We start from the raw sequence: 26,207 nt of genomic DNA on the forward strand, positions 1-26,207 counted from the left end.
GGGGATCATAGGGACAGGTCATTCAGGAGCTCGGCGACGGCGGCGCGGCCGGCCTCGGGTGAGAACAGCGACGCCCAGCGGCGCCGCTGGGAGTGGGCCACCGCCCCCAGATCGATCGCTCGTACCGCCCGCAAGCAATTCGCGAGTGCGGCGGCGTCGCGCTGCGGAAAAACGAAGGGGTGATCGCTGCCGACCACCTCGGGAACGGCCCCCGCATCGGAAGCCACCACCGGAACGCCCGCCGCCATCGCCTCGGCCGTCACCAGGCCGAAGACCTCGGCGCACTGCGACGGCACGGCCAGCACGTCCACGGTGGCCAGGAACTGGGCGGTGTCCTGCCAGCCGAGCACCTGGACGTCCTCACCGGCTGCCTTCAGGGCGGTGGCGAGCCGCTCGGCCTCGTCCTCCGCCACGAATCGACTCTCCCCCGCGACCCGGAACACGAAGGCGCGCGGGTCGGTCCTCCGCAGCAGCGCGGCGGCCTCCAGCAGGGTGAGGATGCCCTTGTCCTCGGACAGGCGGCCAAGGAAGCCTACGGTCACCGGCTCATCGGCACCGCGGGCCCGCCGTGTCTGTGGCGCCGTCGGGCCCGGAACCCAGTTGTGGAGTACGCGGGCCCCGCGGATGCGGTCCGCCGCGAACCGGGAGGGCACGAGGACCGCGAGCGCACCGGGACGCGCCAGGGCGGAGAACACGCGCAGAACCGGCTTCTCGGGCACCTGGTGCAGGTGAACGATCCGGCGCGGCCGACCGGCCAGCGCCGCGGCCGGCAGCAGCCCGTTGCACCACGCGATGTCGTCCCCGCCACGGCCACGGTCCCAGGCCCGGAGAGCGCGCATATACCCCAGTCGTCCGGGCCCACCCACGCGGACCACGTCGAAACCGTCCGCGGCCAGGCGATCGGCGGTCTCAGCCGGGTGCGCCGGAGCCACGACGCCCACGTCCCGCCCCAGCTCGCGCAACGCCGTGGCGAGGTGGTGCAGCATCACCTCGCCGCCACCCACTTCGCCCTGGTTCGCCAGGATCCAGATACGACCGGTCATCGGGCCGGCTCCAGGGATCGGGGATGTCCGGTGCGCGCGTCCACGACGGAGCGGACGCGGGTCAGCCCGCGCTTGGCCGCGCGGCCGAGGTGCTCCTCGCCGTACTTCTGCAGGGCCCAGGCGAGCACGGAGACCACGGCCAAGGCCACGAGCATGGCCATGTTCCGGCCTACGTATGGCCATAGAGCATGGATGACCAGATAACCGGGAATGACGTGGATGATGTACAGGGAGTAGCTGATGCGGCCGTAGAACTGGAAGGGCGGCGTTGTGAGGAGCCACGTCCTTCGTCGGAGAGCCACAGCAGTGAACAGGGTCGCTGCTGCCAGCACCCAGAGACCAAGGGTCATGTCGCGCAAGACGAAGGGGCTCACGACAGCCGATGCATAGGCTGCGGCCACCGCTCGTCGGTGGCGACCCGTCTCCCGTGCCAGGAACACCACCATGCCCAGGACGAACATGGGCGCATACTCGGCAACAGTGATGTTGTTGACGAGTTTGACCCACGTGGGGTCCCCCGCTGGGCGTGGCGCCGCGGCCTGTGAAGTCACAGCCACCACCGTCCAGGACAACACAGACCAACCCAGGCATGCCCACAGGACGAGACGGTCCGACAGGCGACACCGGCTGAGGATGAGGAGGGTCAAGACAAGTGCGTAGAACTGCATCTCGACCGCCAGGGTCCAGTAGACGTCGACCACATCATCGACCAGCAACCATCGTTGGACCATCGTGAGGTTGACGAGGATCTGCCCCGGACTCAGCGAGTACCCCGGCACCTGAACGAGGGCGAGGATCACCACGGCGAACGCAAGCGAGAGCCAGTACGGCGGGTACAGCCGCGCGGCTCGGGAGATGACGAAATCGCTGGGACGCGAGGCCCGGCGTGCGGTCATGAGGATCACGAAACCGCTAATCATGAAGAACAGCTGGACCCCCGTGCTACCCCAGACGAAGTCATGAAAAGCGGGGGGATCGTCGCGGTAGTGGAAATTGTGCGTACCGCCGAAGTGTGAGAACACCACGGCCAGCGCGGCGAGGCCGCGGAGCCCGTCCAGCTCTCGGAACCGGGGACCCGGCACTCGCTTCTCGACCGGGGCCACCGAGGCGGCCCCCGGCTCGTTCGGGCTCGCCGCGGTCATCGGGTACCCACCTTCCCCACCCGGCGCCCGAGCACCTCGAGGGTCGCCTCGGCGGTCGCCCGGGCCATGGCCTCCACGTCGCCCACGCGCGCCTCGCCCGGGCCCTCGACCGCGGCACGCACGACGGCGTCGGCGATGGCCGCCGGCGTGGTCTCGTGGACCAGCCGCTCGGCGGGCAGGATCTCTCCGTTGCCGCCCACGTCCGTGGCGACGGCGGGCAGGCCGGCGGCCGCGGCGTCGAGCAGGGTGTAGCTGAGGTTCTCCCACGAGGAGAGCTGCACCAGCACGTCGTGCTCGGCCATGGTGCCCCACGGCTCCACGAAGCCGGGCAGGTCGACCGCATCCGCGACACCGAGGTCCTCGGCCTGCGCACGCAGCGCCGCCGCGAGCGGCCCGGTGCCGGCCAACGTCAACCGCGTCCCGGGGTCGCGCTCCAGCAGGGCGGGCAGTGCGGCGATCAGCCGGTCGAGGTTCTTCTCGGGGGCCAGCCGGGACAGGGAAAGGATCCGCAGCCCCTCCCCCGGTGCGCGCCGCTGCCCCGCGGCCGCGGCGCGCACCGCGGGCACATCCACCCCGTTGCGCACCACGGTGATAGGCGCCCCCGCACCCCACTTACGCCGGAGCACGTCCGCGGTGGACTGCGCCACCGCGATCACGAGGTCCGTGCCGCGCAGCCGGGCGCGGTGCGCGGCGTTCTTCACCCGGGCCGCCGCGGCACGGTTGTACAGCCCGTCGTCCGGGGCGATCCCGTGCTCGGTGCTGAGCAGCGCCGGCGCACCGGCCCGCCGCAGGGCCCGCCCCGTGCCCAGCGCCGTGAAGGCCGCGAGGTCGGCGTAGGCCAGGTGCGTGTGGACCGCGGCCGGGCGCAGGGTGCGCACCGCCGTCCGGAGCGTCCGCACCGAGGCGGCCAGGCCGGCGTCGGGACCGACGTCCCCGGTGAACACCGCCGCGCCCTGCTCGCGCAGCCGCTCGGCGAGCGGACCCTCGGGGCAGAGCACCGCCAGACGCAGGCCGGGCAGGCCCACGCGCGCGACGTCGAGGACGTGCCGGGCCACGCCGCCGAGGTCGGCGACCGGCACCACCCAGAGCGTCAGCGGGGCCGGAGTGGTCGTCGCGGCCTCGGGGATCACAGCCACTGCTCCAGGCGGTCCAGGGCCGTCCAGAAGCCCTCGCCGTTGTTGATGTGGCCCTGCCAGATCTCCGGGATGAAGCTCACCCCGGGGGCCAGGCGGTCCAGCTGCTCGCACAGCACGGGCCAGTCCACGTCGCCCTCTCCGATCTGCGGTCCCTCCCCGTCCACACCGGTGGCGTCCACGAGGTGCAGGTGGATGGTGTGCGGGGCCAGCTTCTCCACCATCTCCGAGAAGGGGATCCCCAGGAACGTGGCCGAGAGCTTGGAGTGGGAGATGTCCAGGCACAGGGGCACCCCCGTGGCCTCCACGAACGCCACGGTGTCGTCCGGGTCCATGAAGAGGTTGTGGTACTGCTGACCGCCCATCAGCCACGGGAACGGCGGCAGCGTCTGCGCGGCGATCCGGATGCCGGAGGTGTCCAGACGCTGCACGGCCTCGGCGATGCGCTCGTACTTCGGCAGCCGCTCCTCCGGGCGGATGTGCCGGTCCAGGGTGAACCCGCCCATGGTGATGACCATGATGGGTTCCTCCTCGTTCGGGAACCAGCGCTTCAGGTCCCGGGTGATGTCGATCGTGCGCTGCACCTCGGCGATCGAGCGCTCCCACACGGCGTCGTCGTTGCTGGCCAGGTCCACGAGGAAGTCACCGGAGAAGATGTCCGGCAGGTGGGTGGTGAAGCCCATCGGCATGGGCTCGGTGAACACCGAGTCGATGTCGATCTCGAGGTCCTTGTAGGAGAAGTGGAACTCCAGGAAGTCCGGGGTGCAGTCCTTCGTCAGCGCCTCGACGTCGTGGTAGCGCACCGGCAGGCCCCAGGGGCGCCGGAACTGGAACTGGCGCCCGGTGGGCACCGTGTCCGTGAGGTCCCCGGCGAAGAAGAAGTCGCCCTCGGCCATCTCGCGGTGCAGCGTGCGCCCGACCAGGCGCGGCAGCTCGTTGGGCTGCAGGCCGCGGCCCGGGGACTTCACGGTCACGTCGTCGGCGGTGATCGTGGCGCCGGCCCGCAGCGGACGGGCCGCCACCAGGGACTTGGCCAGGTTGATGCGGTTCATCGCCTCGCCCGTGGAGACCACGCGCTCGGTCCCGACGCCGATCGACTCCTCGATGTCCCGGGTCTGCCGGACCAGCTGCGCGAACTCCTCCGGCAGGAGGGAGACCTTGTGGTCGTTGCCCTCGAGCCCGCGGTCCACGGTGAAGTGCTTCTCGATGATCGCGGCGCCCCGGGCCACCGCGGCCAGGGCCACGTGGAAGCCGCGCTCGTGGCCGGAGTAGCCCACCGGCGTCTGCGCGATCTCCGCGAGCCGGTCCAGGTAGGCCAGGTTCACGTCCTTGTAGGGGGCGGGGTAGGTGGACTGGGCGTGCAGCATCGCGAAGGGGACGCCGGAGGAGCGCACCAGGGCCGCCGCCTCGCGGATCTCCTCCTCCCGGGACATGCCGGTGGAGAGCACCATCGGCAGGCCGGAGGCGGCCGCGTCCCGCAGCAGACCGTGGTTCGTCAGATCCGCGGAGGCGATCTTCACGCCGTCCACCGGATACTCGCGCAGCACCCGCATGGACGGGGCGTCCCACGGGGTGCACATCAGGGCGACGCCGGCCTCCCGGACGTGGTCGAACACCCGCACCATGTCCTCGGCGGAGAGCGAGAACTTGGCCAGCTCGTCCAGGGTGCGCTGGGCCCCCAGGTCCTCGCCGGCGGTGGCCGCACCGGACTGCCGGTACAGGGCGTCCATGTCCCGCAGCTGGAACTTCACGGCGTCCGCGCCCGCCTCGACGGCCAGGTCCACGAGACGGCGGGCCAGGTCCACATCGCCCTGGTGGTTGTTGCCGATCTCCGCGATCAGGAACGCCGGGTGGCCCTCCCCGATCCGGTGCCCGCCGATCCGCAGCTCCGCCTCCCGGTTGATCGCCAGGGCCGTCAGGCGGCCGCGCTCGTCCAGCAGCGGCAGGTGCAGCGCCCCGGCGGGCAGGGCCTCGCGCATCTCGTCCGGGGAGGCGCCCAGGGACGCCGTCGCCGGGTTGCGATGGGCGACGTCGGCCGCGGCCACGTCCAGCGACGCCTCCGGATGCGCCACGAGCCAGCGGCGCACGTCCCCGTCCGTCAGCGAGCCGACGAGGAAGCCGTGGGAGTCCACCACGAACACGGTGCGCTCGCGGTTGTCGGTCATCTTCTGCAGGGCGGCCAGGAGCGAGTCCTCGGGGAAGACGAGGTAGGGGGTGAGCCTGCGTTCGATGATCACTGCGCGCCTCCGGGGGTGCGGTTCGGGCCGGTGGTGGGGGTCTCGTCGGTGCGCGGGGCACCGAGGTCGGGGCGGTGCCGGAGCACCTTCTGGACCGCCAGGTACTGGTCCATCTGCTGCTCAGCCAGGGCGAAGTCCAACTCGGTGTCGATGTCCACGCCCTCGAGGTCGTCGAGCTCCAGCATGCCGATCCGGCCGCCGAGCCGGTTGTGCAGCCGGTCATAGACCCAGGGGCGCGTCACATACAGCGAGCCGTTCTCGCGGAACCGCAGGTCGGCGCGCGACATGTCCTGCCGGCGCTTGCGCACCGTGACGTCGAAGTCCGGGATCGGCTCCCCGTCGGGATCCTCGGGATGGCGCCACAGGAACGGGGACACCGGGACGACGCCGACCAGCGAGTCCACCCCCGTCTGTCGGAACTGCCGCACGGCGCGGTCCAGGGTGCCGGGCAGGCGCAGCGGGCTGGTGGCCTGGAGCAGCATCACGCCCTCGGGTTCGACGCCGGCCGCGCGCTCGGCCGCGAGCACGTGCTCGATCACGGGCTCGGTGGGGGTCGAGTCCTGGGCCAGGTGGGCCGGACGCAGGCCCGGCACGTCCGCGCCGTAGCGGAGGGCGACCTCGGCGATCTCGGCCGAGTCCGTGGAGACCACCACGTGCAGGTCCTCCTCCGCCTCGAGGGCGGCCTGGATGGTCCAGGCGACGAGCGGGTGGCCGCCCAGGAGGCGGATGTTCTTGCCGGGCAGCCCCCGGGACCCGCCGCGCACGGGGATGACGCACAGGATGCTCACGCGGTCTCCTTCCAGACGTGTTCGGCGATCGCGGCCGCGGGGTCCGCGGTCGGCGAGGCCAGGGGCGGGGTGGGCTCCGGGGTGCGGCCGGGCCGCCACCGGGTCATGCCGTAGCGCTGCCAGAACCCCTCGAGCCAGGCGGGCGGGTCCGGGTGGACGGCCCACGCGGGTCTGCCGGCCTGCGCGGCCTCGAGGATCCCGGTGGAGAAGACGGCCGCCACGGGCCCGCGGGTGGCGATGAGGGGCGCGCCGGCATCGTCGATCCGCACGCCGGCCCTGCGCCAGGCCGCGTGCTGGCCGCGGGAGAGGCGGTCCCGCTCGGCCGGGTGGGGGCGGTAGGCGGCGCCGGTGGCTCGCACGTACTGTTCGGCGGCCGCGGCGAAGTCCCGGCGGGGCAGCTCGGCGCCGTGCAGCTGGCCGAGGAACACCCCGGGGCCGTCGTCCCCAGCGCCCGAGAGCGCGGGCGCGGTCCGGCGGGCCTGCTCCAGCAGCGCCGAGCCCACCGGGACGGCCTCCACATCGGCGCGGCCCTGGGTCCACCAGTCGGCGTCCGCGCTCGTGAAGGCGTACAGGGCGGCGTCCTGCGGGACGGGCGGCGTGGACACGGCCAGCAGCCCGTGCTGGACGACGCCGACCCGCGCCCCCCGCTGCCGGGCCCAGCGCACGGCGGCGCGGCCCGAGGGCAGGTACTCCCCCGCCACCAGGACGCGGCGGAGCCCGGACAGGCGATCCGTCACGACGTCGGCGGTGGCGGCGTGCTCCCGGTGGCCCGCGGCCCCGGGCAGGGCGGGTGCGTCACCGGCGGGCAGCACCCAGCCGACCCCGGCGGCGACCTCCGACCGCGCGGTGGCCAGGGCCGCCACGGGCGAGGCCAGCGCGGCCAGCTGCGTGGGGCCGAAGGACTCCAGGGCGACGAGCGTGTGCACGTCCCCCGCCGGCAGGAGCAGGCGCGGGACGTCGTCGCCGGTGGACCGGCGGCGCGTCAGGGCGCCGGCCACGCCGCGCACGGTCGAGCGCGCGGTGTCCGCGGCCCGCCGGGTCAGCGGCCACTGGGCGCGCTGCCACGCGTGCCAGCGCGGCAGGTCCTCGGAGCGCCAGAAGAGGGGCGCGTCGGTCATGCCCACCACCCCTGGGCCATGGCCGCCCGGTGCGCGAACGTGTGCTCCGCGTGCGACCGGCGGCGGCCGGCCTCCCGGATGCGCGCTCCCCAGGCGGGGTCCGCGACGATCCGGCGGCCCAGCTCGATGAGGTGGTCCGCGTCCTCGAAGACGAGCACCTCCTCGTCCGGGACGTAGAACTCGGCCACATCGGCGCGATCGACGAGCTGGAGACCGCCCATGCCGGGCACCTCGAAGGTCCGCATCGCGTGGCCGGCCTGCAGGCCGTGGATGTTGATGGCGCCCGCGGCGGCCGCCTGCACGGCGTACGCCTCCTCGAGGGGGATGTCCCGTTCGGCCGGCAGGTCCGGCCGGGTCAGCTCCCACGTGCGCAGGCGGTCCACCGGGTGGTGGCTCCACTGACGCCCGTAGGCGAGCACCGGCACCCCGGCCGCGGCCAGGCGGGTGAGCAGTTCCACGCGATTCGGGTAGCGCGAGCCCACGAAGACCAGTTCGTCGCGCCGCGGCACTTCCGGCAGCGCCATCGCCGGGTCGAAGCCGTTGGGCATGTAGTGGGCGTCCACGCCCTCGCCGGCCAGCAGCTCGGCCTCGGAGCGGGCGTAGCTGAGCACCGGCCCGACGGAGCGCAGGAACTCCATCGAGTAGTCGTGCCGCGCGAGGTCGTCGTACAGCCAGAGCATGCGGGGCAGGCCCGCTTCGAGGATCTCGGACCAGAAGTCCTCGCCCAGCGAGTCGCCCTTGATGACGAGCACACGGTCCGGCCGGGCCTCGCGCAGCGCGGCCACGGCCCGCCCCGTGTCCCAGGCGACCCGCGCGTCCGTGCGGTCCACGCCCGCCTTCTGCGGCAGCTCGAGCAGCCCCTTGTTCCGCAGCTTCATACCGAGCGTGGCGTAGGCGTCGTAGCAGTGCACCGTGACGTCGAAGCCCTGGGCCGCCCACGCCGCCGCGATGGAGCGGTGATAGCCGTGGAACGCCGGCGAGACGAGGAACAGCCGTTCCGGTGAGCGGCCGCCCCGCGCGTCGATCGGCGCCGGCACGGTGTAGCCGGTGGCGCTCATCGGCGCTGCCCCTTCCAGACCAGCGCGTGCTCGTCCCGGAGCACGGCGCGGGCGTCCACGTCCACACCCCGGGCCTGCCGGAGCGCGTTCACGGCGAAGTTCGCCCCGGTGGCCGCGGTGAGCGCGGCCTTGAGGACCCGGGGGTGACCGAACTTCCGGGCGTAGCGGTAGCGGGAGTCCACCAGCCAGCCGCGCCGGCGCAGCGGATCTGAGGAGCCGTGCAGCCCATGCGGCACACGGACGGCCGGCACCACGATCGACGGCACGCCGCGCTCGCGCAGGCGACGCTGCAGGTCGACCTCCTCGGAGTTCATGAAGTACTCCTCGTCGAACCCGCCGACGGCGCGGACCTGCGCCATCGGCAGGAGCAGCACGGCGCCCATCACCCAGTCGACCGCCACGGGCGAGGCGGACCGGGCCGCCGCGACGTCGTGCCCCACGGCCTCGTGGAGCACGTCCAGGTGACGGAAGCGGGCCAGCGGAGTCAGCCACTCGACGGTCTGGTGCAGGACCGTGGGGAAGTGCCGGCCGGACCACTGCGGCGTGCCGTCCTCGTTGACGACCTGCGGACTGACCACGGCCGGCTGGTACGGAGCGGCCGCCGCCACCAGCGCGTCGATCTGCGCCCCCGTGATCTCGGCGTCCGAGTTGAGGACCAGGGCCAGCTCGGTGGTGACCGCGGCCAGGCCGGTGTTCACGTTCGCCCCGAACCCGCCGTTGCGCTCGCGGCGCACCACGGTCAGACGCGGATCGTGGGCTTCGGGATACGGGGTGGGCGAGGCGTCGTCCGAGACCACGACGGCGGCCAGCGCGTCCCCGGGATCGGCCAGCAGGCGGTCGACGAGGGCGAGGGTGGGGGCCGGATCGCCGTAGTGCGGGATCACCACGGTCACGGCCGCCGTGGGCGACTGGGCTGCCATGCGGGTTCCTCCCTCGGCTCGGATGGAGGGCGCACCCAGCGCCCGATAAGCCTGTGACGAGTATAGGGAAGGACTGGCGGGGGCCCGTGCCGTCCGGTGGGGCGGCCTCGTGGCCGTCGACACGGTGCTCGGTACACTGACCGGACAGCCACGGGATGGAGAGGGTGAGCCATGCCCGGCACCCAGGGGGAGGACGAAGCCATGCGCGAGACGACCGCGTTGCGCATCGGCGCCGGACTCGATGCTGTGACGGTCAGCGGCCTCACGGGAGACGAGCGGGCGGAGGTCGTCGAGTCCTGGGCCCGATGCGGTGTGGAGGCCGTGGAGCCGCCGGCCCGCGCGGATGCGCACCGCGACGCCGACACCGCACGTCCGTGGCTCCAGTGGCACGAGGACCTGGTGTTCCTGGCGACCTCACGGGCGATCGAGTCCGCCCGCGGCACCCACCTGCTGTTCCATGCCGCGTGCCTCGCCGCACCGGACACCGGGGCGGCGATCGTCCTGGTGGCGGCGTCCGGGACGGGCAAGACGACGGCCACGCGCCGACTGGGGCCCCATTTCGCCTACCTCACCGACGAGACCGCGATCATCGCCCCCGACGGCCTGGCCGTCACCCCGTACCCCAAGCCGCTGTCCGTGCTGGGGTCGCGGGGAGTGCGGCCGAAGACCCAGCGAGGCCCGGACGACCTGGGTCTCGGTCCGACCCTCCCCGACGCCCGGCTGGCCCGGATCGCCGTGCTCGACCGCGTGCGGGATCCGGCAGGCCCGGTGACGCCGCGGGCGGAGGCCATGGAACTCGTGGCCGCGCTCGAGGCGCTCGTCCCCCAGACGTCCTCCCTCGCCCGGCTCCCCCGCGGTCTCGTGACGCTCTGCCGCGTCCTCGACGCGGTCGGCGGCGCCCAACGCCTGGTCTACGCCGAAGCGGAGGACCTGCGGGACGTCGTCGACGGCCTCCTGGCGACCCCGCCCACGCCCGTCACCCCCGCCTGGGAGGCGCTCACCGACGCGGAGCTGCGGGCCTCGGTCGGTGCGGCGGGCCCGGGCGCGGTGTCCCGCTGCGCCGTCGACGACGGCATCCTGACCGACCACGGCCGCCTGGTCCTGCTCGCCTCGGAGCGCCTGGTCGTGCTCGACGGTCTGGGCCCGGCCGTCTGGCTCCTGCTGGACGAGCCGCGGACCGCCGCCGACGTGGTGGCGCGTCTCCGCACCGAAGGGCCCGTGCCCGAGGACGCCGAGGCCCGGGTGCGGGAGGCGATGGACGCCCTGATCACCGCTCAGCTGGCCACGGCCGGCTGAGTCGGCACGAGCTGTCGTCCCTACGGTGTCTTCCGCAGACGCCAACGGAGATCGAACTTCGTCGACCGTGCCCTACGGAGCGCCCGGTGGCGCCACTCTTTCAGGAATTCGCCCACGCCGACGCGTGAGGCCTTGCCGCCATTCGTCGCGCGCCATCCCACGTGGTCGCCGTCCTGGATGGACGACTCCCCCTCCCAGTCGGCGAGGTTGGGGCGCACGGCGAGTACATCGATGCCCAGCTCGTCCCGATAGAACCCGTGGTAGTCGGCCGCCCACCAAGGCCGCCCACCGAACTCCTCATCAAGTGACCGCACGATGCCACGTGCGGCTGATCTAGGGCATGTCTGACAATCGTTTTGACCATGCGAGCACAGCATTCAGGACCAGAGCGGCCCTGTAGATGATCGCGTACTTGTCATACCGGGTCGCCAGACCCCGCCACTGCTTCAGGTGAGCGTACTGACGCTCGATGACATTGCGGCCCTTGTAGGCGTCCGCGTCGAGGCTGACGGGGCGCCCGCCGCGGGCACCGCGCCGTCTGCGGTGGCCCTGCTGGTCGGCCGGTTCGGGGATGACCGCTTTGATCCCACGGGCACGTAGGTGGGTGCGGATCGCCCGGGAGGAGTACGCCTTATCGCCCAGCACGGCCTCGGGGCGAGTCCGGGGCCGCCCTACTGGCCGGGTCACGCGCAGCTGCGCCAGAAGAGGAAGCAGCATCGGGGAGTCCCCTGCCTGGCCGGGGGTGATCAGGCTGACCAGCGGCAGCCCGGTCCCATCGACGAGCTGATGGATCTTCGTGCTCAGCCCGCCACGGGAGCGCCCGATGCCGTGATCGGCCGGCTCCTCACGCGGATTCTTGTAGTTCGACCCATCCCCCTGTGAGGCGGGTGATGTTCGTCGCGTGCTGATGCGCGCGGGCGATCGTGGAGTCCACCGAGACCGACCAATCGATCAGGCCTTCGGCGTCAGCGGCGGCGGTCAGCGTGGCCAGCACCGTGTCCCATGTGCCTTCTTCGGCCAAGCGCCGATGCCAGGTCCACACGGTCTGCCAGGGCCCGTAGACCTCGGGCAGATCCCTCCAAGCGATTCCGCACCTGTATCGGTAGATGATCGCCTCCACCATGGTGCGGGCGTCGGCGAACGGCCTGCCGGCGCGGCCGGTCCGGGTCGGGAGCATCGGGGCGATCAACTCCCATTGGGTGTCAGAGAGCATCTGGAACCGGGACATGTCCCCAGGGTCTCAGCTGACTCGTGCATCTATTCTCAGACACGCCCTAGTGACCAGATACAAGCCCATGCCGGTTAACCCGGCACTCCAGCGGCCCATGGTTACAACACCGCTGCGAGAAGGGTGCGGGAATCGGCGCGCAAAAAGTGACAATTGGACGAAATGCTCAGACTTGCTCCCTACGGATCGGTCGCGCCGTCCGGCGGGGCCGTAGGGATCAGCTAGGACGACGAGGGACGTCGTGGAAACATATGGTGCGATTCTTCGCACCACCGCTTCCGCATCCTCGGCAAACCGCGCGTCATCTTCCGCGACAAGCAGCAGATCACGGTCAGCTCCGGTCTCCTCGGCAAAACTTCGCATGACCCCCATGTGGCTCAGGGTGCAGCCGATCTCACCGGGACGGGGATCACGCTGGAAAAAGTCCCGGAACCGCTCCACATCGAAGCGCTCTGTCACCGAGCCCGAACGATTGTCGATGGCGTCGAACACCTCAAAGTCCTCACCCCCCGGCTGGGCTCGGAACCCGGACAGGCGCGTGCTGTCCGGCAAGGCGATGACGACACGACGGATGATGCGGGACCTCGGAGAGCGCGGCTTGACTGCCACTGATCGCTCACCTCTCTCCCTTCACCTGGCCGTTGCGTCTGCACCGGCCCGACGCCGCCACCACGACGTATCTCAGTGTCCGCCCCAGTGCGTGGGCGGCCAGACGGTCACGAAGACCTCGCCCACGATGTCCTCGCGGGTGACGAAGCGGGCGCAGCCCCCGGCCTGGTCGGCGGGGACGCCGCGGCACGCGATCACGGAGTCGGCCGAGTTCGAGCGGTGGTCGCCGAGCACGAGCATCGAGTCCTCCGGCACGGTGACCGGGCCGAAGCAGCGCGCGGACATCACCTCGGACTCGCAGTCCAGCTCGTCCCGGAGGAACGGCAGGTCGTTGTGGATGTACGGCTCGTCCAGGGGCTCCCCGTCCACGGTCACGGCGCCCTCGGCGGTGCAGCACTCCACGGTCTGCCCCGCGGTGCCGACCACGCGCTTGACCAGCGCCTGCTCGTGCGAGCGGCCGATGCCGGTGAGGTCGCCGAACGTGCGGACGGCGTTCTCCACGGCCCCCTCCGACGACGCGGGGGTCGCCCAGTCCTCGTTCGCCGTGAAGACCACCACGTCCTGGGAGTCGGCCATCCCGTCCGGATAGGCGGTGCGGTTGACCAGCATGCGGTCCCCCACCTCGAGGGTGTTCTCCATCGAGCCGGACGGCACCGAGTACACCTTCACCCACAGGGCCTGCACCACGGCGACGACCGCGATGGCCACCACCACGTTCACCAGCAGGGAGGCCCAGAACGGCAGGCGCGGACGGCGAGGCTGCGGCGCGGCGCCCGCCTCGCCGTCGTCCCCGTGGGCCGACTCGACGCGCTCGGCCATGGTCAGGCGACGCCGTCGAACAGGCTGGTGACCGAGCCGTCCTCGAAGACCTCGCGGATCGCGCGGGCGATCAGCGGGGCGATCGAGAGCACCGTGAGGGTCTCGAAGCGCTTCTCCTCCGGGATGGGCAGGGTGTTGGTCACCACGACCTCACGGGCGCCGCACTCGCCGAGACGCTGGGCGGCCGGGTCCGAGAACACCGCGTGCGTGGCGGCGATGATGACGTCCTTCGCGCCGGCGTCCTTGAGGATCTGCACGGCGCCGGCGATGGTGCCGCCGGTGTCGATCATGTCGTCGATCAGCACGCACACGCGGCCCTCGACGTCCCCGACCACGGTCTTGGACTCGGCCTTGTTCGGGACGGTGAGGTCCCGGCTCTTGTGCACGAAGCCCAGCGGCACGCCGCCCAGGCGGTCCGCCCACTGCTCCGCCACGCGCACGCGGCCGGTGTCTGGGGAGACGACCGTGACCTCCTCGCCCTCCACGCTGGAGCGGATGTGGTCCGCGAGCAGCGGGATGGCGAACAGGTGGTCCACCGGGCCGTCGAAGAAGCCCTGGATCTGGGCGGTGTGCAGGTCCACGCTCATCACACGGGAGGCGCCGGCGGTCTTGTACAGGTCCGCGACGAGACGGGCCGAGATCGGCTCGCGGCCGCGGCCCTTCTTGTCCTGGCGGGCGTACGGGTAGAACGGCGAGACCACCGTGATACGGCGGGCGGAGGCGCGCTTCATGGAGTCCACCATGATCAGCTGCTCCATGAGGTGGTTGTTCAGCGGCGCCGGGTGCGACTGGATGATGAACACGTCCTTGCCGCGCACCGACTCGCCCGAGCGCACGTAGATCTCGCCGTTGGCGAAGTCGTAGGCGCTCATGGGGAGCAGCTCGGTGCCCAGCTCCTCGGCGATCTCCTGCGCGAGCTCGGGGTGGGCGCGGCCCGTGGCCAGCACCAGTCGCTTGTCCTCGCTGCGGCTCAGCTCCGTCATGACGTCCTCAACATCCTTCGTGGTCTCGCGTTCCAGGACCGACAGCGGTGGGCGCCCGGCGTCGGCGTCGGCCGCCCGTAGCGGCCCGGTCCTCGCACCCATCCTAGGGCGCGAGGGATCAGCCCTCGGCGTCCGCGACCGTCGCCCCGGCCGCCTCAGCGGCCTGCGCGGACGTGCTACCGGGGCGCTTGGCGGGCACCCAGCCCTCGATGGTGCGCTGCGCCACGGCGTTCAGCGCCAGGGCGCCGGCCGGGACGTCGTCGCGGACCACCGCGCCGGCACCCGTGTAGGCGCCGTCGCCCACCGAGACCGGGGCCGTGAACACCGTGTTCGAGCCGGTGCGCACGTGCGCGCCGATCACGGTGCGGTGCTTGGCGACGCCGTCGTAGTTGGCGGTGATGTTGCCGCAGCCGATGTTGGTGTACTCGCCGATCTCGGCGTCCCCGGCGTAGCCCAGGTGGGAGAGCTTGGCGCCGCGGCCCACGGTCACGTTCTTGGTCTCGTAGAACGCGCCGATCTTGCCGTCCTCCCCCAGCACCGTGCCCGGGCGCAGGTAGGTGAACGGGCCGACGGTCGCGCCCGCGCCGATCACGGCCTCCGTCGCGTCGGTGCGCTTCACCACGGCGCCCTCCCCCACCTGCGTGTCCGTGAGGGTGGAGTCCGGGCCGACGACGGCGCCCGTGGCCACCGACGTCGTGCCGTGCAGCTGGGTGCCGGGCTTGAGCGTGACGTCCGAGGCGAGGGAGACGGTGACGTCCACCCACGTGGAGGACGGGTCGACGACCGTGACGCCCTTCTTCATCCAGCCGCGCAGCACGCGGTCGTTGAGCTGGCGGCCCAGGTCGGAGAGCTGCCGGCGGTCGTTGGCGCCCTCGACCTCCCACACGTCGTCCGTGCCCACGGAGGCGACGCGGCCGCCCTCGGCGCGGGCCATGCCGAGCACGTCCGTGAGGTACTTCTCACCCTGCACGTTGTCCGTGGAGATCTCCGGCAGGGTGCGGCGCAGCAGGGCGGCGTCGAAGGCGTAGATGCCGGAGTTGACCTCGCGGATCGCCACGAAGGAGTCGTCCCCCGTGGACTCGGCGTGGGCGAGGGCGTCCTTGTGCTCCATGATCCGCTCCACTAGGCCCTCGGCGTCGCGGACGATGCGGCCGTAGCCCGTGGCGTCCTCGAGGGTGGCGGTGAGGACGGTGACGGCGTTGCCGTCCGCCTCGTGGTCCGCGACGAGGCGGGCGAGCGTCTCCGGGGTCAGCAGCGGGACGTCGCCGTAGGTCACCACGACGGTGCCCTCGAGGTCCGCGGGCAGGGCGGCCAGGCCCAGCTCGACGGCGCGGCCGGTGCCCGGCACGTCGTCCTGGTCGGCGATCGCCAGCGCGTCGATGCCCAGCTGGGCCGCCACCGTCTCGATGTGCTCGGCCACGCGGGCCCGCTCGTGCCGGACCACGGCCACGAGGTGCTCCGGCGCGAGCGACCAGGCCGCCGCGAGCGCGTGGCCCACGAGGGAGCGCCCCCCGATCGCATGCATGATCTTCGGCGTCGTCGACTTCATGCGGGTGCCCTGACCCGCGGCCAGGACGATCACGGCGGAGGGACGGGGGGACGGCTGGGACATGAGGGCTCCTGCACCGGTGGAGGTCAGAGGACGGGTGTTCCGCCCCTAGGATTCGAACCTAGACTGCACGGCTCCAAAGGCCGGCGTGCTGCCATTACACCAGGGCGGAGCGCCGGACCCCAGGGGGCGGCGACGACGGCCCATTCTTCCACACAGGTCGCGCGGATCCGGGGTCAATAGGCGCCGTCGGCGGCGATCACGGCCTTGACGGTCCGGCCCAGGATCACGAGGTCGCCCAGGATGGACCAGTTCTCCACGTAGTAGAGGTCCAGGCGGACCGCCTCCTCCCACGGGAGGTCGGAGCGGCCGGAGACCTGCCAGAGGCCCGTGATGCCGGGCTGCACCAGGAAGCGGCGGTGCACGTACTGCTCGTAGGCCTCGACCTCGTGCGGCAGGTGGGGCCGCGGGCCCACGAGGGACATGTCCCCCCGCAGCACGTTCACGAGCTGGGGCAGCTCGTCGATGCTGGTGCGGCGGATGAGCCTGCCGACCCGGGTGATGCGCGGGTCGTCCTTCATCTTGAACAGCACGTCCGCATCCCCGCCGTCCGAGACGAGCCGCTGCCGGATCTCCTCGGCGTCCACCACCATGGAACGGAACTTGAGCATGGTGAACGGCCTGCCGCCGAGACCGATCCGCTCCTGCCGGAACAGCACCGGCCCGCCGTCCGTGGCCTTGACCGCGATCGCGACGGCGATCAACAGCGGCGAGATGGCGATCAGGCCCAGACCCGACGCGACGACGTCGAACGCCCGCTTGGCGAACGCCTTGCCCTCGGAGAGGCGCGGAGTGGAGAGGTGGATGAGCGGCAGACCCGCGAGGGGCTGCGTGTGGAGGCGGGGTCCGGCGACGTCCACGAGCGCGGGCGCCATGATCAGGGAGACGCCGCGCTCCTGCAGCTCCCAGCCCAGTCGGCGGACGTCCCCGGGGACGAACGAATGGCCCGAGGTGATCACCACGGCTTCGACGTCGCGCACCTCCACGAGGGCGACCACGTCCTCCACGGTGTCCAGGTCCGTGGAGACCGGTATCGGGAGGTAGTCCGCCTGCCGGGCCTTGTATCCGGGGAGAGCCGCCGCCACGGGGGCGTAGCCGGCGCCGGCCTCGGAGTCGAGGGCCTGGAAGATGTGCCGGACCGCCTTCGGGCCGCCGACGAGCAGGAGCCGCCGCCGGAACCTGCCGCGGTGTCGCTGCCGGGCCACCCACCCGCGCACGAGGAACCGGCCCAGCAGGAGCAGGAGCACGCCCAGCGGCAGCGCCAGGCCCACGTAGCCGCGCGCCACTTCGAGACCTGCCGCATAGGCGAGGATCGCGACGGTGCCGAAGAGATAGAGGGTGCCCTGCAGGACCCGCTTGTACTCCTCGCTGCCCACCCCCAGGATCCGGATGTCCCGCGAGCCCTGGATGGTCAGCGCGAGCACCCAGGCCGCGCTCAGCGCGAGGCTGATGACGCTGTAGTCGATGATTTCGGTGCCGGGGAGGGTGGTGCGCCGCGATCCGCCGAAGCGGAGCTGGGCCGACACGAAGGTGGCGAGCAGGACCGCGACCACGTCCACGATGAGGACGAGCAGCGGAAGGCCCCGCTCCCAGGGCCGACCCAGGACACGACCGCGGGCCGTCGAGCCCATGCGGTGCGTGGTCGACTCATCACCGGGACTCGCGATCACGCTCTGCTCCTCCGTCCTGACGTGGGGGATGGTTCACGTCGTGGGGGTCGAGCACATTGCTGTGCCCCGGCCCCCGATTATAGGTCGGAAATTGTGAATGGCTGTGCCGTCCGCCGCACCCTCCTGTGAGCGCCCGCCGGTCAGTCCCCTTCGGCGAGTTCAGCGGCCTGCAGCCACTCCTCCTCCAGGACGTCCAGCTGCGCGTCGAGGTCCTTCAGGTCGGCGGAGGCCGCGGTGAGGGCGTCGAAGTCCTGCGCCTGCCCCAGCTCGGCCATCCGCGCCTCGAGGCCGGACCTGCGGTCCCGTAGCCGGGTCATCTGCTTCTCGAGCCGGGCCATCTCCTTGCGGGCCAGCCGACGCTCCGCCTCGGTGGGTCCGGTGTCCTCCTCCGGCCCGCCCATGCCCGCGCACGTCCCGACGACGTCGTTGCGGCCTCGGGCCGCGCCGGTTCCCCGGGCCGGGCCGCCGGCGTCGTCCATCGCGGCGCGCAGCTCGAGGTACTGGTCCACCCCGCCCGGCAGGCCGCGGACCTTGCCGTCCCCGAGCAGGGCGACCTGGTGGTCGGTGATGCGCTCGAGCAGGTAACGGTCATGGGAGACCACCACCAGGGTCCCCGGCCACCCGTCCAGCACATCCTCGACGGCGGCCAGGGTGTCCGTGTCCAGGTCGTTGGTCGGCTCGTCGAGCATGAGGACGTTGGGCTCGCCCACGAGCAGGCGCAGCAGCTGCAGGCGCCGGCGCTCGCCGCCCGAGAGCTCGGAGACCTGAGTCCACTGCCGGGAGGTGCCGAAGCCGAGCATCTCGAGCAGCTGGCCGGAGGACATCTCGCGGTCCCCGACCTGGAAGGACAAGCCCTCGCGGGCCATGACTTCGGCGACGCGCAGGTGGGCGACGTCGTCGAGTTCCTTCACGTCCTGGGTGAGGGTGGCCGAGACCACCGTCTTGCCGCGCTTCACCCGCCCCGAGTCCGGGGCGATGCGCCCGTCGAGCAGGCGCAGCAGGGTCGACTTGCCCGCACCGTTGACGCCGACCACGCCGAGCCGCTCGCCGGGCGCCAGGCGCAGGGTGACGTCGTCGAGGATCGGCTTCTCCCCCAGCGTCAGGCTCACGTGCTCGAGGTCGAGGACGTCCTTGCCCAGCCGGGCCGTGGCCATCTTCGCCAGGGACACCGAGTCGCGCGGGGCGGGGACGTCCTCGATGATGGCGTTGGCCGCCTCGATGCGGAACTTCGGCTTCGACGTGCGTGCCGGGGCGCCACGGCGCAGCCAGGCGAGCTCCTTCTTCACGAGCTGCTGACGCTTCTGCTCCGTCACCGCCGCCTGCCGGGAGCGCTCCGCGCGCGCGAGCACCCACGCCGCGTAGCCGCCGTCGAACGGGTCCACCGTGGCGTCGTGCACCTCCCACGTGCGCGTGCAGACCTCGTCGAGGAACCACCGGTCGTGGGTGACCACCACGAGGCCGCCGTCGGTGGGGCGCCAGCGCTGCTTCAGGTGGCGGGCGAGCCACGCGACGCCCTCGACGTCCAGGTGGTTGGTGGGCTCGTCGAGGAAGAGGACGTCGTCGTCCCCGGCGAGCAGACGGGCCAGGGCCACGCGACGGCGCTGGCCGCCGGAGAGGCCCCGCACGGACTGCTCCAAGTCGAAGCCGTCGAGGAGTCCGCCCAGGACGTCCCGGACCTTGGGGTCCGAGGCCCACACGTGGTCGTCCACGTCCCCGACCACGACCTGACGCACGGTGTGCTCCGGGTCGAGCCGGTCCTGCTGGTCCAGCACGCCCACGCGGACGCCGCCGCGGCGGGTGACGCGGCCCGTGTCGGGTTCCTGGAGGCCGGCGAGGATGCGCATGAGCGTGGACTTGCCGTCGCCGTTGCGGCCCACGAGTCCGATCCGGTCCCCCTCATCCACGCCGAGGGAGAGGCCCTCGAGGACGGTGCGGGTGCCGAAGGCGATGCCGATGTTCTCGGCGCCGAGCAGGTGGGCCATGGAGGAGGTGGTCCTTTCCGGACGGAGGAGGGGTGGTCGGGTGCGGCGGGGGTGCCCGCCGGGTGTCACAGCACGTGGGCGCCGGGCACGGGGCCGTGGACGGGGAGGGCGCGCACGCCCGTGCGTTCCTCGATGGCCGAGGCCAGCCGCAGCGCGGAGGCCTCGTCCTGCGCCACGAAGAGCAGGGTGGGGCCGGAGCCGGAGACCATGCCGCGCAGCGCGCCTTCGTCCATACCGAGGTCGAGGACGTCCGAGAGCTCGGGGAACAGGACGACGGCCGGGGTCTGCAGGTCGTTGTCCATGGCGGTGGCGAGTTCGAGCGGATCGGCCGCGGTGAGGGCCCGCAGGACGGCCTCGTTCACCTCCGGACGCGTCGGCCCGTCGGACAGGTGGCCCTCCCGGCGCAGCTCGTCCAGGGTCTGGAACACCACGGGGGTGGACAGCCCGGCGTCCGCCGGGACGAGGACGAGATGCACCGGGGTGCGGGCCGCGACGGGGGTCAGCTCCGCCCCGGTCCCGAGCCCGACGGCGGCGCCGCCCAGCACGCTGAAGGGCACGTCCGCACCCAGCGGGGCGGCCAGCTCGGCGAGCTCGGCGCGGGTGTGCCCGGTCTCCCACAGGGCGCTGCACGCGAGCAGCGCGGCGGCCGCGTCGGCGGAGCCGCCGCCCATGCCGCCCGCGACCGGGACCTGCTTGGCGACCTCGAGGTGGACGCCGTGGGTGTCAGGATCGAGCCCGAGGGTGCGCCGCAGGTGCGCGGCGGCGCGGTGCGCGAGGTTGCGCTCGTCCCAGGGCACGTCCTCGGTGTCCACCAGACTGATGTGGCGGCCCGACGGGCCGACGGTGATCCTCCCGTCCGTGCGCGCGATCGCCGTGACGGTCTCCCGCAGGCTGACGGCCAGGTACACGGTGGCCACGGGGTGGTAGCCGTCCGCGCCGGGGGGTCCCACCCGCAGGGACAGGTTCACCTTGCCGGGGGCGCTGACCGTGACGTGCCGGGCCGTGGGGTCGAGGCCGAGGTCCTCCGTCGTCATGCGCTCACCTCCTCCGCCGCACGCCGCGGGCCGTGCTCGGCGATCCTCGCGAAGGCCGCGATGTCCAGGGCCTCGCCGCGGGCGCGCGGGTCCACGCCGGCGGCCACCAGGGCGTCCTCCGCCGCCTGCGGCGACCCCGCCCAGGAGGCGAGCGCGGCGCGCAGGGTCTTGCGGCGCTGGGCGAAGGCGGCGTCCACCACGGCGAAGACCTCCCGGCGGGACGCGCCGCCCGCCGGCGGCTCGCGCCGGGTGAAGGCGACCAGCCCGGAATGGATGCGCGGAGCCGGCCAGAACACCTGGGTGCCGATGGTGCCCGCCTTGCGCACGTCTGCGTACCACGCCGCCTTGGCGGACGGCACGCCGTAGACCTTGGAGCCGGGCCCGGCCGCGAGACGGTCCGCGACCTCCTCCTGCACCATGACCAGGCCGTGCCGCAGCCCCGGCAGGACCGCGAGCGCGTGCAGCAGCACGGGCACGGCCACGTTGTAGGGCAGGTTCGCCACGAGCGCGGTGGGGCCGCCGGCCGCGGCAGCGGGCCGGACCTCGGCCAGTGCCTGCTCGCTCAGCGTCATGGCGTCCGCGTGCAGCACCGCGAGGGCGTCCTCGGCCCCGGGGCGGAACTCGGCGGCGGTGCGCGGCAGGCGGGCGGCGGTGACCGGGTCGATCTCGACGGCGGTGACGGCGGCGGCCGCGTCCAGCAGGCCGAGGGTGAGCGAGCCCAGCCCGGGGCCGATCTCGAGCACGTGCTCGTCCGCGGTCACGTCCGCGGCCTGCACGATGCGCCGGATCGTGTTCGGGTCGATCACGAAGTTCTGGCCCCACTGCTTGGTGGGACGCAGGTCCAGCTCGGCGGCGATGCGCCGCACGTCCGCGGCGCTCAGCAGCGGGGCGGGGGCGGGGTGCGGGGAGGGCTGGACCATGCCCGCGAGTCTATCGGGGCGCCGGACAGGGTAACCGGGGCGCAGCGGCGCGGGCTCCGCTCAGGTGGAGAGGTCACCGAGCCGGACGAGCTCGCGGAACTCGGGGCTCGTCTCCTGCAGCCCGGCGAACGTGCCCTGGCCGAGGATCCGCCCCTGGTCCATCAGCACGATCTGATCGCAGCGCTTGACCGTGGAGAGACGGTGGGCGACCACGATGACCGTGATCCGTCCGCGCAGCGACTCGATCACCTCGGTGACCCGGCGTTCCGTGAGGTTGTCGAGGGCCGACGTCGCCTCGTCGAGCACGAGGAGGCGGGGTCGCCGGAAGAGCGCGCGCGCGATGCCCAGGCGCTGGCGCTGGCCGCCGGAGACGCCGACGGCCCCTTCGCCGATCACGGTGTCCAGGCCGTCGGGGAGCTCGTCCAGCCACTGCCCCAGCTGGGCTTCGCGCAGCACGCGCTCCACCTCGGCCCGGTCCGCCGTCTGGGCGGCCTCGACGTCGAGGAGCACGTTGTGCAGCACCGTCCCGTTGACCACGGTGACGGACTGCGGGACGAACGCCACGTTGTCCCACCAGCCGCGCGGGTTGGCCTCGAGCTCCACCCCGTCCACGTAGACCCCGCCGCGCTGCGCGTGGTGGAAGCCGATGACCAGGTCCACCAGGGTGGTCTTGCCGGCACCGCTGCCGCCCACGAAGGCGTACGAGGAGCCGAAGGGGATGCGCAGGTCGATGTCCCGCAGGACCGGCTCGGCCTTGCCGGGGTAGGTGAAGGACGCGTCCCGCACCTCGATGGACTCCTCGAACGTGACGCGCTCGTAGGGCCGGTCCGCCGCGTGCAGGACCGGCTGCGCGGCGGCGAGCTCCGCCGTCGTGCGCTCGAAGGCCGGCCAGGAGGTGCGGATCTCGTTGGTGGTGGCCATGAGCGCGGCCATGGACGGCAGCACACGGAAGCCGGCCATCGCGAGCAGGGCGAGCGAGCCGAACGCCTCCCCGCCACGACCCTGGATGAAGGCCACGGCCACGAGCGCCGCGATGGCGGCCACGAAGGCGACCTCGAGCACGTAGCGCGGCATCATCGTGAGGATCATCTTGAGCCGCGTGGCTTCCGCGCTCTCCGCGCGGGCGGCCCGGTACTCCTCCATGAAGGCCGAGTCGTTGCCGCGGATCTTCACGTCCTTGTAGTTCTCCAGGCCCTGCAGCGCCGCGGTGTTGGCCCGCTCCCCCGAGGTCACCAGGGTCCAGCCCAGACGCGAGGCCGGGCGGCGGATCACCGTCTTGATCACCCAGGCGACGGCGAGGAAGTACAGGGCCATCCCGAGCCCCGTCAGCGGCATGGAGACGCCCACCACGACCGCCACCGCGACGAGCGTCACGGCCTCCGTGAGGAACGTGACGGACGCGTTCACCACGCCCGTGTACGCCATGCTGGAGGTGCCGGTCACGTTGTTGACCAGGGTGCCGACCGTGCGCGTCAGGTGCAGGCCGTAGTCGGCCCGCAGGTAGTAGCGCAGCAGCGTGGCGGACGTGCGGATGAGGTTCTGGTTGGTGAACCCCATGGTCCACCAGCGGAACGCGAGCACCAGGATCGCCTTGAGCAGGAAGGCCAGCACGATCACGACGGCGAAGGCCACCGTCTGCTCCGGCACCGTCACGGCCCCGAACCGGGCCAGCAGCCCTTCGAGCACCGGGGAACCCAGCTCACCCGAGGTCAGCAGGCTGACCAGCGGGAGGATCGAGGCGAGCGCCACCATCTCGAGGCCGGCCACGAGGACGGACCCGAGGACCACGAACACGAGGCGGATCCGCATGGGGCGGTCCACCAGGTACTGCGTTCCCTCGGGCAGCCGGGCTTTGAGGAGTCGGGTCAGCACGTCGCCCATCCTAGGGGCCGGGCCTGGATCGGCTCAGAACGCCCCGTACACCCGGGCGGTGTTCTCGCTCACCGCGCGAGCGAGGGCCGCCACGTCGTCTCCGCGCGTCTCCGCCATGCCCCGCAGGGTCACCGGGACCAGGTACGGCGCGTTGGGGCGGCCCCGATGCGGATGCGGCGTGAGGAAGGGCGCGTCCGTCTCCACGAGCAGCAGCTCGGCCGGGGCGATCCGCAACGCCTCGCGCAGCTCGTCGTTGGCCTTGAAGGTGACGGGGCCGGCGAAGGACATGTGCCAGCCGTGCTCGGCGCACGTGCGGGCCAGATCGGGGCCGCCGGAGAAGCAGTGGAACACCACGTGCGGGGGCAGCCCGCCGTCGGCCGCCTCCTCGAGCAGGATCCGGACGACGTCGTCGTGCGCGTCCCGGTCGTGGATCTGCAGGGCCGTGCCGAGTTCGCGGGCGAGTCGGATGTGCCGGCGGAAGGACTCCTGCTGCGCCGCGTGGCCGGCCTCGTCCTGCGTCCGGAAGTAGTCGAGGCCCGTCTCGCCGACGGCGCGCACGCGGGGGTGGCGGGCGAGCTCCGCGATCTGCGCGAACGCCTCCTCGAACTCGCCGCGCTCGGCCAGGCGGGCCGCGTCGTTGGGGTGCAGCGCCACGGCGCCGAGCAGGCGGGGCTCGGCCTCGATCGCCGCGATCGTGAACCGGGCCGAGGCGACGTCGCAGCCCACCTGGACCGCGCCGACCACGCCCACGGCCTCCGCCGCGTCCATCGCCTGGTGGACGTCCACGCGGACCAGGCCGTCGCGGAAGTCGAGGTGCGTGTGGTTGTCCACGACGGGCACCGGCAGCGGCTCGGGTGCGGGCGGGTACTCGAGACGACGCTTGCGGCCCGACTTCTCCTCGCGGGCGTCCCGGCGCGGGCCGCCGTCATCGTCCGGCTGCTGGGCGGGGGCGCGGTAGGCGAGGGGGGTCTCGGATGCGTGGGCCATGCACCCCACTCTAGGGAGCCGAACCCGGGCCCCCGACACGCCTCGGGGGCGGTGGCGGGCGGCATCCGAGAGGAACACCGCCCGACACCGCCCCCGGAGGGAACGGCTCGACGCGAGGGTCAGGCCTTCGCGGCCGCCCACGGGTCGGCGATGCCGATGTACTGCACCGAGGTGTACTCCTCGATGCCCTCGGCGCCGCCCTCGCGGCCCAGGCCCGACTGCTTCACGCCGCCGAACGGCGCGGCCGGGTTGGAGATGACGCCCACGTTGTAGCCCATGAGGCCGAACTCGATGCTCTCGGCCACGCGGTACATCCGGGCCTGATCCTGCGTGAACACGTAGGAGGCGAGGCCGTACTCGGTGTCGTTGGCCATCTCGATGGCCTCCTCCTCGGAGGAGAAGGTCACGATCGGGGCCACCGGGCCGAAGATCTCCTGCTGGAGGATCGGGCTGCCCTTCTCCACCTTGATCGCGGTCGGCGCGTAGAAGTAGCCGTCGCCCTCGATCTTGTGGCCACCGGTGAGCACCTCACCGCCGGCCGCCACGGCGTCCTGGACGAGCTGGTCGATGTCGTCGCGCGCGCCCTCGTCCACGATCGGGCCGAGGGTGGACTCCGGGTCGGTGCCGCGCAGGGGCTTGAGCGCCTCGAGCTTGGCCACGAACTTCTGCGTGAACTCCTCGGCCACGTCCTCGTGCACGAGGAAGCGGTTGGCGGCGGTGCAGGCCTCGCCCATGTTGCGCATCTTCGCGGCGAAGGCGCCCTCGACGGCGGCGTCCAGGTCCGCGTCCTCGAAGACGATGAGTGGGGCGTTGCCGCCGAGCTCCATGGAGGTGCGCAGCACGTTGTCCGCCGCGTCCTTCATGAGGCGCACACCGACCGGCGTGGAACCGGTGAAGGACACCTTGCGCAGCCGCCGGTCCTGCAGGATCGGGCTGGAGATCGACGAGGCGGAGGAGCCCGCGACGACGTTGAGCACGCCCTTGGGCAGGCCGGCCTCCTGCATCACCTGCGCGAACAGCTGGGTGGTCAGCGGGGTCAGCTTGGCGGCCTTGAGGACCATGGTGCAGCCGGCGGCGACGGCGGGGCCCACCTTGCGGGTGGCCATGGCCAGCGGGAAGTTCCACGGGGTGATCAGCAGGCACGGGCCCACCGGGCGATGGTGCACCTGCATGCGCAGGGTGCCCTCGGGCACGGTCAGGGTGCGGCCGTAGTGGCGTCCGGCCTCCTCGGAGAACCAGCGCAGGAAGCCGTTGCCGTACGTGACCTCGCCGCGGGCCTCGGCGAGCGGCTTGCCCATCTCGAGGGTCATCAACAGCGCGAAGTCCTCGGCGCGCTCGTTGATCAGGTCGTAGGCGCGGCGCAGGATGTCGGCGCGCTCCTTGGCGGGGGTGCGGGCCCAGTCGGCCTGCGCGGCGCAGGCGGCGTCGAAGGCGGCCATGGCGTCGTCGGAGTTCGCATCCTGCAGGCTCGCGATGACCTTGCCGGTGGCCGGGTCCTTCACGTCGAAGGTCTTGCCGGAGGAGGCATCGCGCCACTCGCCGTCGATCAGCAGGCCGGTGGGGACGGACTCCAGCAGCGCGTTCTCGCGCTCAGCGGTCACGGTCATGATGCACCTCTTTCGGGGTCGGTGGTCGGAGGCGGCACGCCCCGCGTCCCTCAGGGGAACGGGTGGACGGCCGCGGGTATTCCGACGCCGTCCGGCGGCGGTCGGCAGCGGCTCCACGGCTGATCCTAGCCAGGCCCCGGGGCCGTGCCTCC

21 protein-coding genes and 1 tRNA gene are annotated in these 26,207 nt (G+C 72.5%); 1 reads left to right on the forward strand and 21 read right to left on the reverse strand.

The features are described from left to right. Positions 1–5: 5 nt before the first annotated feature. From AC0VX4_RS08400 to AC0VX4_RS08435, 8 genes are read right to left on the reverse strand one after another with little or no spacing between them, the layout of a single operon-like run. Entirely contained in the window at positions 6–1,043 is a 1,038-nt protein-coding gene (locus tag AC0VX4_RS08400) for a glycosyltransferase family 4 protein (RefSeq protein ID WP_475464236.1), read from the reverse strand. Continuing rightward, complete coding sequence (locus AC0VX4_RS08405) at positions 1,040–2,185, reverse strand: acyltransferase family protein (RefSeq protein ID WP_475464237.1); 1,146 nt, start codon at positions 2,183–2,185, stop codon at positions 1,040–1,042. Before AC0VX4_RS08405 ends, AC0VX4_RS08400 begins: the two co-directional genes overlap by 4 nt. Then, positions 2,182–3,321: a glycosyltransferase gene (locus AC0VX4_RS08410; protein ID WP_475464238.1), complete on the reverse strand. Its 1,140-nt coding sequence runs from the start codon at positions 3,319–3,321 to the stop codon at positions 2,182–2,184. The genes AC0VX4_RS08405 and AC0VX4_RS08410 overlap by 4 nt, the downstream gene beginning before the upstream one ends. Then, the gene (locus AC0VX4_RS08415; protein ID WP_475464239.1) at positions 3,312–5,555 is read right to left on the reverse strand and encodes an N-acetylneuraminate synthase family protein; all 2,244 of its coding nucleotides are present in this window, start codon (positions 5,553–5,555) and stop codon (positions 3,312–3,314) included. The genes AC0VX4_RS08410 and AC0VX4_RS08415 overlap by 10 nt, the downstream gene beginning before the upstream one ends. Further along, entirely contained in the window at positions 5,552–6,343 is a 792-nt protein-coding gene (locus AC0VX4_RS08420; protein ID WP_475464240.1) for an acylneuraminate cytidylyltransferase family protein, read from the reverse strand. Before AC0VX4_RS08420 ends, AC0VX4_RS08415 begins: the two co-directional genes overlap by 4 nt. Beyond that, positions 6,340–7,461 carry an RNA-binding protein gene (locus AC0VX4_RS08425; protein ID WP_475464241.1) on the reverse strand — a complete coding sequence of 374 codons (1,122 nt, stop codon included), beginning with the start codon at positions 7,459–7,461 and terminating at the stop codon, positions 6,340–6,342. Before AC0VX4_RS08425 ends, AC0VX4_RS08420 begins: the two co-directional genes overlap by 4 nt. Next, complete coding sequence (locus AC0VX4_RS08430; protein ID WP_475464242.1) at positions 7,458–8,519, reverse strand: CgeB family protein; 1,062 nt, start codon at positions 8,517–8,519, stop codon at positions 7,458–7,460. Before AC0VX4_RS08430 ends, AC0VX4_RS08425 begins: the two co-directional genes overlap by 4 nt. Beyond that, positions 8,516–9,439: a glycosyltransferase family 2 protein gene (locus AC0VX4_RS08435; RefSeq protein ID WP_462623866.1), complete on the reverse strand. Its 924-nt coding sequence runs from the start codon at positions 9,437–9,439 to the stop codon at positions 8,516–8,518. The genes AC0VX4_RS08430 and AC0VX4_RS08435 overlap by 4 nt, the downstream gene beginning before the upstream one ends. A 171-nt stretch (positions 9,440–9,610) precedes the next feature. Here AC0VX4_RS08435 and AC0VX4_RS08440 point away from each other — a divergent pair, with 171 nt between their 5' ends. Further along, positions 9,611–10,735: a PqqD family protein gene (locus tag AC0VX4_RS08440; protein ID WP_475464243.1), complete on the forward strand. Its 1,125-nt coding sequence runs from the start codon at positions 9,611–9,613 to the stop codon at positions 10,733–10,735. 333 nt (positions 10,736–11,068) lie between these two features. On the opposite strand, the gene AC0VX4_RS08445 is transcribed toward AC0VX4_RS08440, so the two are convergent. The 13 genes from AC0VX4_RS08445 to AC0VX4_RS08505 all read right to left on the reverse strand — a co-directional run bounded on the left by AC0VX4_RS08445 (position 11,069) and on the right by AC0VX4_RS08505 (position 26,055). Next, positions 11,069–11,963, reverse strand: a protein-coding gene (locus AC0VX4_RS08445) for an IS5 family transposase (RefSeq protein ID WP_098471311.1) whose coding sequence is annotated in 2 segments (ribosomal slippage) — positions 11,069–11,605 and positions 11,607–11,963 — 894 coding nt in all. Because the reading frame shifts where the segments join, the coding sequence is not laid out codon by codon here. Positions 11,964–11,975: 12 nt separating this feature from the next. After that, complete coding sequence (locus tag AC0VX4_RS08450) at positions 11,976–12,572, reverse strand: glycosyltransferase family 25 protein (RefSeq protein ID WP_144824657.1); 597 nt, start codon at positions 12,570–12,572, stop codon at positions 11,976–11,978. A gap of 72 nt (positions 12,573–12,644) precedes the next feature. Continuing rightward, positions 12,645–13,391 (reverse strand): signal peptidase I, encoded by a 747-nt coding sequence (gene lepB / locus AC0VX4_RS08455; RefSeq protein WP_419404042.1) that lies wholly within the window; start codon positions 13,389–13,391, stop codon positions 12,645–12,647. Between the two features lie 2 nt (positions 13,392–13,393). Continuing rightward, positions 13,394–14,374, reverse strand: a complete 981-nt coding sequence (locus AC0VX4_RS08460; protein WP_020627447.1) for a ribose-phosphate diphosphokinase — start codon at positions 14,372–14,374, stop codon at positions 13,394–13,396. A 118-nt stretch (positions 14,375–14,492) separates the two neighbouring features. Next, on the reverse strand, positions 14,493–15,986 hold the full coding sequence (glmU, locus tag AC0VX4_RS08465; protein ID WP_475464244.1) for a bifunctional UDP-N-acetylglucosamine diphosphorylase/glucosamine-1-phosphate N-acetyltransferase GlmU: 1,494 nt from the start codon (positions 15,984–15,986) through the stop codon (positions 14,493–14,495). 37 nt (positions 15,987–16,023) lie between these two features. Further along, a tRNA-Gln gene (locus tag AC0VX4_RS08470) sits at positions 16,024–16,095 on the reverse strand. A gap of 64 nt (positions 16,096–16,159) precedes the next feature. Continuing rightward, positions 16,160–17,653, reverse strand: coding sequence for a sugar transferase (locus AC0VX4_RS08475; RefSeq protein ID WP_036384942.1), 1,494 nt, complete (start codon positions 17,651–17,653; stop codon positions 16,160–16,162). 140 nt (positions 17,654–17,793) lie between these two features. Further along, a complete protein-coding gene (locus AC0VX4_RS08480; RefSeq protein WP_475464245.1) occupies positions 17,794–19,635 on the reverse strand; it encodes an ABC-F family ATP-binding cassette domain-containing protein in 1,842 nt (613 codons plus the stop codon). Positions 19,636–19,700: 65 nt separating this feature from the next. Beyond that, complete coding sequence (locus tag AC0VX4_RS08485) at positions 19,701–20,669, reverse strand: 4-(cytidine 5'-diphospho)-2-C-methyl-D-erythritol kinase (RefSeq protein ID WP_065573322.1); 969 nt, start codon at positions 20,667–20,669, stop codon at positions 19,701–19,703. Continuing rightward, positions 20,666–21,589, reverse strand: a complete 924-nt coding sequence (gene rsmA / locus AC0VX4_RS08490) for a 16S rRNA (adenine(1518)-N(6)/adenine(1519)-N(6))-dimethyltransferase RsmA (protein ID WP_144826170.1) — start codon at positions 21,587–21,589, stop codon at positions 20,666–20,668. The genes AC0VX4_RS08485 and rsmA overlap by 4 nt, the downstream gene beginning before the upstream one ends. A 60-nt stretch (positions 21,590–21,649) precedes the next feature. Further along, the gene (locus AC0VX4_RS08495) at positions 21,650–23,461 is read right to left on the reverse strand and encodes an ABC transporter ATP-binding protein (protein WP_475464246.1); all 1,812 of its coding nucleotides are present in this window, start codon (positions 23,459–23,461) and stop codon (positions 21,650–21,652) included. Positions 23,462–23,494: 33 nt separating this feature from the next. After that, positions 23,495–24,448, reverse strand: a complete 954-nt coding sequence (locus AC0VX4_RS08500) for a TatD family hydrolase (RefSeq protein WP_206480379.1) — start codon at positions 24,446–24,448, stop codon at positions 23,495–23,497. A 119-nt stretch (positions 24,449–24,567) separates the two neighbouring features. Further along, on the reverse strand, positions 24,568–26,055 hold the full coding sequence (locus AC0VX4_RS08505) for an NAD-dependent succinate-semialdehyde dehydrogenase (protein ID WP_475464247.1): 1,488 nt from the start codon (positions 26,053–26,055) through the stop codon (positions 24,568–24,570). Positions 26,056–26,207: the final 152 nt, after the last annotated feature.

The sequence above is a fragment of the Micrococcus sp. 63XJN7_8_ISO-PGPR-S23-253 genome (assembly GCF_056173425.1).